This is a genomic window from Bacillus sp. AP50 (assembly GCF_040492675.1).
Lineage (GTDB): Bacteria > Bacillota > Bacilli > Bacillales > Bacillaceae_G > Bacillus_A > Bacillus_A cereus.
On sequence record NZ_JBEUTW010000493.1, the window covers coordinates 1 to 5714 of the forward strand.

Consider the following 5714-nt stretch of genomic DNA (forward strand, 5'->3'; position numbering starts at 1 on the left):
AATATAGAAAGAGGAGGAGAATCGATTGAGAAAGATATGGGGGATTCTTTTTCTTTGCTTAACATTCATGTTAGTTGGATGTGGTAAAGAAGAAAAACCACAAGAAGCGTTTGATACATATGTAAAAGCGTGGAATAAACAAAAATTTGCAGATATGTATGATCAACTATCAAAAAATGCAAAAAAAGATATTTCAAAGAAAGAGTTTACTGAGAAATATGAAAAAATTTATTCTGGTATCGAAGTGAAAGACTTAAAGGTAGAAACAGGGGAAGTAAAAGAAGATAAAAAAGATGAAGGTCCTGTTCCTTTTAAAGTAAGCATGGATACAGTTGGTGGTAAAATCACATTTGGTCATGAAGCAAAAATGGTGAAAGAAAAAGATGGAGATAAAGAATCTTGGAAAATAGATTGGACTCCTGATTTTATTTTCCCTGGCATGACGAAAGATAGTAAAGTGCGTATGCAGACAACACAGCCAAAACGTGGTGAAATATACGATCGTAATGGAAAAGGTCTTGCAACGAATGGGAAAGCTTCTGAAATCGGATTGATTCCTGAAAAGTTAGGCGATACTGCTCCGCAAACGAAAGAAACAGTAGCGAAGTTATTAAATATGTCTGTAGAAGAAATTGATCAAAAATTAGCTGCTAAATGGGTAAAACCAGGGTATCTCGTACCAATTGGAATTTTGCCTGAAGGGGCAACACAAAATACGTACATTGATTTACCAGGTGTTTCAACAAAACCTGTAAATGTTCGTACATATCCGTTAGGGGAAGCTGCAGCTCATCTGACTGGTTATATTGGAAAGGTAAATGCTGAAGATTTAAAAACGCTACAAAAGAAAGGCTATCAAGCTGATGACCCAGTTGGTAAAGCTGGCTTAGAGCAAGTATTAGAGGAAAAGCTACGCGGTAAAAAAGGTGGCCGTGTCTTTGTAGAAGATGCGCAAGGAAAAGAAATTAAAAATTTAGCAAAAACAGATGCTGTTGATGGAGAAAATGTAACTTTAACTATTGATAGTGTTGTTCAAGAAAAAACGTATAATGAAATGAAGGGCGAAGCTGGTTCAAGTGCAGCAATTAATCCGAAAAGTGGAGAAACAATTGCACTAGTAAGTAGTCCAGCATATGATCCTAATATAATTGCACGAGGGACATCGAAGGCACAACGCGAAGCTTGGAATAATGATCCGAAAAAACCAATGACAAATCGCTTTACACAATTGTCGGTACCAGGTTCTGTATTTAAACCTATTACAGCTGCAATTGGTCTTGAAACGAAAACGATTGATCCAAAAGAAGAGTTGAAAATTGAAGGATTAAAATGGACAAAAGATTCTTCTTGGGGTAATTACTATGTAACGCGTGTGAAAGATGCAAATCCGATTGATTTTGATAAGGCGATGAAATACTCGGATAATATTTACTTCGCACAAGAAGCTTTAAAAATCGGAAAAGACAAGTTTATGAGTGAAGCGAAAAAATTCGGATTCGATGAGAAACTACCAATTGAATATGGATTCCCTGCTTCTAAAATTGCAAATGACGGCATTAAAAATGATATTCAAATGGCAGATACGGGATATGGACAAGGACAAGTATTAATGACTCCTCTTCATTTAGCTTTAACGTATGCGCCGATTGTAAATGATGGAACGATTCCGTCACCGTATATTATTAAAACAGATAAACAACCAAAAGCTTGGAAAGAAAATGTAATTTCTAAAGGAAATCAGGATATATTAAAAACTGCAATGACGAAAGTAATTAATGATCCAGATGGTACAGGGAAAATTGCTAAAATTGATGGTATGACTCTTGCTGGAAAAACAGGTACAGCGGAATTAAAAGTATCAAAAGAGGCCGAAGGAAAAGAACTAGGTTGGTTCGCTGCATTTGATTTAAATTCACCAGATATGGTCATTACAATGATGATTGAAGATGTAAAAGGTAGAGGCGGGAGTAATATTCCAGCTGAAAAAGTAAAACATGTATTTCAAAAATAATATGTAATAGAAGGCTATCTCTATAAGTTGTAGAGGTAGCCTTTTTATACGAAAGAATTCTTAATATCTGTATACTAAATTTTAAGGAAACAAAGTAAGTCATTAACTTACGAAAAAAAAGTAGCTATTTTTTATTGACATTGATTAAAACTTTTTGTATTATACTTACATAAGGTAAGTTATTAACTTTTAAAAAACAAATCTTGAATTAAAGATAAAGAGAAAAAAGGGAGAGAATACAATGACAAAAGTACTATTTATCACAGCAAATCCAAATTCAGCAGAAGGTTCTTTCGGAATGGCAGTAGGGGAGGCTTTCATCAAAGCTTATAAAAACGAACATCCACAAGACGAAGTTGTAACAATTGATTTATTCAACACTACAGTACCAGCAATTGATGCAGATGTATTTGCTGCTTGGGGTAAATTTGCAGCAGGTGAAGGCTTTGAAGCTTTAACTGAAGTTCAACAACAAAAAGTAGCAGCAATGAACACAAACTTAGAAACATTTATGAATGCAGATCGTTATGTATTCGTAACTCCAATGTGGAACTTTAGCTATCCACCAGTAGTAAAAGCATACTTAGATAACGTAGCAATCGCAGGTAAAACATTCAAATATACTGAAAATGGTCCAGTCGGCTTATTAGAAGGTAAAAAAGCACTTCACATTCAGGCAACAGGTGGCGTATATTCTGAAGGAGCATACGCAGCTGTAGACTTCGGTCGCAATCACTTAAAGACTGTATTAGGATTTGTCGGTGTAAATGATACTGAATATATCGCAGTTGAAGGTATGAATGCAAACCCTGAAAAAGCACAAGAAATTAAAGAAGCAGCAATTGCTAATGCTCGTGAATTAGCAAAACGTTTCTAATATAGAATGCTTAAAAAGTCCAAACACTTGCTGTTTGGACTTTTTTTCTTCTTTTTCCTTCGTTTGTCTAGTATAATGAAGGTCGGAATGATAATAGGTGGGGGTTCTGTATGATTCAAACGTTTTTTAAAATCTTTTATTTAATTTTAATCGTAATTGCGATTACACCGAGAATGTGGCGTCTTAAAAGACAAGTAAATACGATGGCGCCAAAAGAAAAAGATAATGCTGTGTATAAAACGACAAATTGGTTTGGTAAGAAAATGGTACGTGTAGCTGGAGGGGCAGTAGAAGTGAAAGGACTTGAAAATGTTCCGAAAGACAAGCCAGTACTAGTTGTAAGTAATCACCAAAGTAATATGGATATCCCTGTTTTACTAGGTTACTTAAATAAACCAATTGGATTCGTTTCAAAAGCAGAGATTAAAAAGTTCCCAGTTGTACCAACTTGGATGGAACTTATGAATTGTGTATTTATGGATCGTAGCGATCGTCGTCAATCTCTTCAAGCGATTAAAGATGGAATTGAACTATTAAAAAATGGACATTCTATCGTAATTTTCCCTGAAGGAACGAGAAGTAAGGGTGGCGAAGTTGGAGAGTTTAAGGCTGGTAGTTTTCATCTGGCAGTAAAGTCAGGTGTAGCAATTTTACCTGTAACGTTAGATGGTACATATAAGATGTTTGAAGCGAATGGAAATCGTATGAAGCCAGCTCATGCAACAGTAACAATTTCTAAGCCGATTACACCTGAAGACTATGCGAATATGGATATTAAAGAATTAACGAAGCATACACAGGAAGTTATCGCATCACAATTACATAAGTAATAAAAAAGGATTCAGTTTATAGTAAGCTGAATCCTTTTTTATTATGCTGTAGGTAAGACATAAAAGAGTACACAGAAGAACATCATCGCACTACCACCTAAAACGAACAGGTGCCATATGGCATGGTTGAAAGGTAGCTTTTCCCAAAGGAAGAATATAGCTCCGACAGAATATAAAATTCCACCTGCTAAAAGTAGTGAAAAACCATGTCCAGTTAGATTTTCATAAAGTGGTTTAATGGCAACGATTATGAGCCAACCCATAATGATGTAACATAAAGTTGAAGCCTTTATAAAGCGACGTACAAAGAAAATTTTGAAGACGATACCTCCGATTGCTAGTGTCCATATTATAGCAAGCAACGTCCATCCTAATGGGCCACGAAGTGTAATAAGTAGAAAAGGAGTATACGTGCCAGCAATCAATAAGTAAATGGCTGAATGATCTAAAATAGTAAATATTTTTTCTACTTTAGGATGATGAATGCTATGTAGCAATGTTGAAAACAAGTACAGTAAGAACATGCTTACACCATAAACAGTAAATGCAACTACAGCTGATGCGGTACCGTGCTTAGAAGCATGAATAATCAATATGATTAAGGCAGGGATGCTTAAAATGGCACCGATACCATGTGTAATTGCATTTGCAATTTCTTCTTTTACAAATTGGGTCATTCGTGTCATTTTTTCAGTCATAATGCAAATCCTTTCTACTATCATAAAATAATATGTCATTTCCCTTACCATATCATACACAAGAGCAATAGAAAATGAAATTTGTATAATTGATTATATTTTTGAATTTTTTTGACAAAAGACAATGGATTTGTTGACGTTTTCAAACTTTTTTGACAAAATAAAATTATGTAATAGTAGGACAAGGAAACTACTAATAAAGGGGATGGGGAAATGTTTTCAAATATTGGCTTTCCAGGGTTAATTTTAATTTTAGTAGCAGTACTCATTTTATTTGGACCTAAAAAATTGCCGGAAATCGGGAAGGCTTTAGGGGAAACGTTAAAAGAGTTTAAAAAATCAACGAAAGAATTGACAGATGACGCATTTCAAGAAAAGGAAAAGAAAGAAAAAATGTAGTGTATTTTCCTTGTAATGGATAAATAAAGTGTGGTGAACGAGATGGAAGATCGGGAAATGAGCGTAGTAGAACATATTGTTGAGCTTCGAAAAAGAGTAATATATACGGTGTTATCCTTTGTACTATTTTTAATTATTGGATTTACTTTTACAAAGGATATTTATTTTTGGCTTGTAAAAGATTTACCAATGAAATTAACTGTTCTCGGTCCAAGTGATGTATTGTGGATTTTTTTCTCGATTGCTACAGTATTTGCTATCGTTTGTACAATTCCTTTTGCTGCTATACAAATTTGGTTATTTGTAAAACCGGGTTTACATCCAAATGAACAAAAGATGACAATAATGTATATACCGGTATTGTCTATATTATTTCTCGCAGGTTTATGTTTTGGATATTTCATTGTAATGCCGTTTCTATTTCACTTTTTAACTACGATAGGTAATGAAATGTTTAATACGATGTTTACGACAGAAAAGTATTTTCATTTTGTACTTAATTTAACAGTTCCATTTGCTGTGATTTTTGAATTGCCAGTCGTTGTAATGTTTTTAACTAGTATTGGAATACTTACGGCGGAATTTTTAATAAAAATAAGAAGGTATGCTTACGTAGCATTAATTATCATTGCATCTTGTATATCACCGCCAGACTTTTTATCTCATAGTTTAGTTGCAGTGCCGCTTATTTGTATTTATGAAGTAAGTATTGCGTTATCAAAGGTTGTTAGTAAGAGGAAAAAGAAAAGAGAAGAAATGCAGTCAAAAAGTGCCTCGTTATAAAGGCACTTTTTTATTTATTTGTTATACTATAGCTATAAACGTATACAATATATAGAAGAAAAAAATTATAGAATCTCCAAAATTTAGACAAACTTTGCGCTTTTATAAGCTTATAC

6 protein-coding genes are annotated in these 5714 nt (G+C 34.0%); 5 read left to right on the plus strand and 1 reads right to left on the minus strand.

Annotated features, from left to right (window positions below; genetic code table 11):
* The first annotated feature begins 25 nt into the window (after nt 1–25).
* From pbpC to ABWK52_RS25300, 3 genes are all read left to right on the plus strand, one after another.
* The gene (pbpC, locus tag ABWK52_RS25290; protein ID WP_016117734.1) at nt 26–2011 is read left to right on the plus strand and encodes a penicillin-binding protein 3; all 1986 of its coding nucleotides are present in this window, start codon (nt 26–28) and stop codon (nt 2009–2011) included.
* 241 nt (nt 2012–2252) lie between these two features.
* Complete coding sequence (locus ABWK52_RS25295) at nt 2253–2888, plus strand: FMN-dependent NADH-azoreductase (protein ID WP_048567960.1); 636 nt, start codon at nt 2253–2255, stop codon at nt 2886–2888.
* Nucleotides 2889–2998: 110 nt separating this feature from the next.
* The gene (locus ABWK52_RS25300) at nt 2999–3718 is read left to right on the plus strand and encodes a lysophospholipid acyltransferase family protein (RefSeq protein WP_000616577.1); all 720 of its coding nucleotides are present in this window, start codon (nt 2999–3001) and stop codon (nt 3716–3718) included.
* 41 nt (nt 3719–3759) lie between these two features.
* Here the strand turns inward: ABWK52_RS25300 and trhA are convergent, their stop codons facing one another.
* Entirely contained in the window at nt 3760–4416 is a 657-nt protein-coding gene (gene trhA / locus ABWK52_RS25305; RefSeq protein ID WP_000136889.1) for a PAQR family membrane homeostasis protein TrhA, read from the minus strand.
* Between the two features lie 213 nt (nt 4417–4629).
* Here trhA and ABWK52_RS25310 point away from each other — a divergent pair, with 213 nt between their 5' ends.
* Together ABWK52_RS25310 and tatC are read left to right on the plus strand one after the other, a co-directional pair.
* Nucleotides 4630–4815, plus strand: a complete 186-nt coding sequence (locus tag ABWK52_RS25310) for a twin-arginine translocase TatA/TatE family subunit (protein WP_000492443.1) — start codon at nt 4630–4632, stop codon at nt 4813–4815.
* A gap of 42 nt (nt 4816–4857) precedes the next feature.
* Nucleotides 4858–5598, plus strand: coding sequence for a twin-arginine translocase subunit TatC (gene tatC / locus ABWK52_RS25315; RefSeq protein WP_000390120.1), 741 nt, complete (start codon nt 4858–4860; stop codon nt 5596–5598).
* Nucleotides 5599–5714 lie beyond the last annotated feature (116 nt).

Excerpts from the sequence above, each read along its gene's own strand:
- ABWK52_RS25310 (WP_000492443.1), top strand. The coding sequence starts at position 4,630 with ATGTTTTCAAATATTGGCTTTCCAGGGTTAATTTTAATTTTAGTAGCA.
- tatC (WP_000390120.1), top strand. The coding sequence starts at position 4,858 with ATGGAAGATCGGGAAATGAGCGTAGTAGAACATATTGTTGAGCTTCGA.
- trhA (WP_000136889.1), bottom strand. The coding sequence starts at position 4,416 with ATGACTGAAAAAATGACACGAATGACCCAATTTGTAAAAGAAGAAATT.
- ABWK52_RS25295 (WP_048567960.1), top strand. The coding sequence starts at position 2,253 with ATGACAAAAGTACTATTTATCACAGCAAATCCAAATTCAGCAGAAGGT.
- ABWK52_RS25300 (WP_000616577.1), top strand. The coding sequence starts at position 2,999 with ATGATTCAAACGTTTTTTAAAATCTTTTATTTAATTTTAATCGTAATT.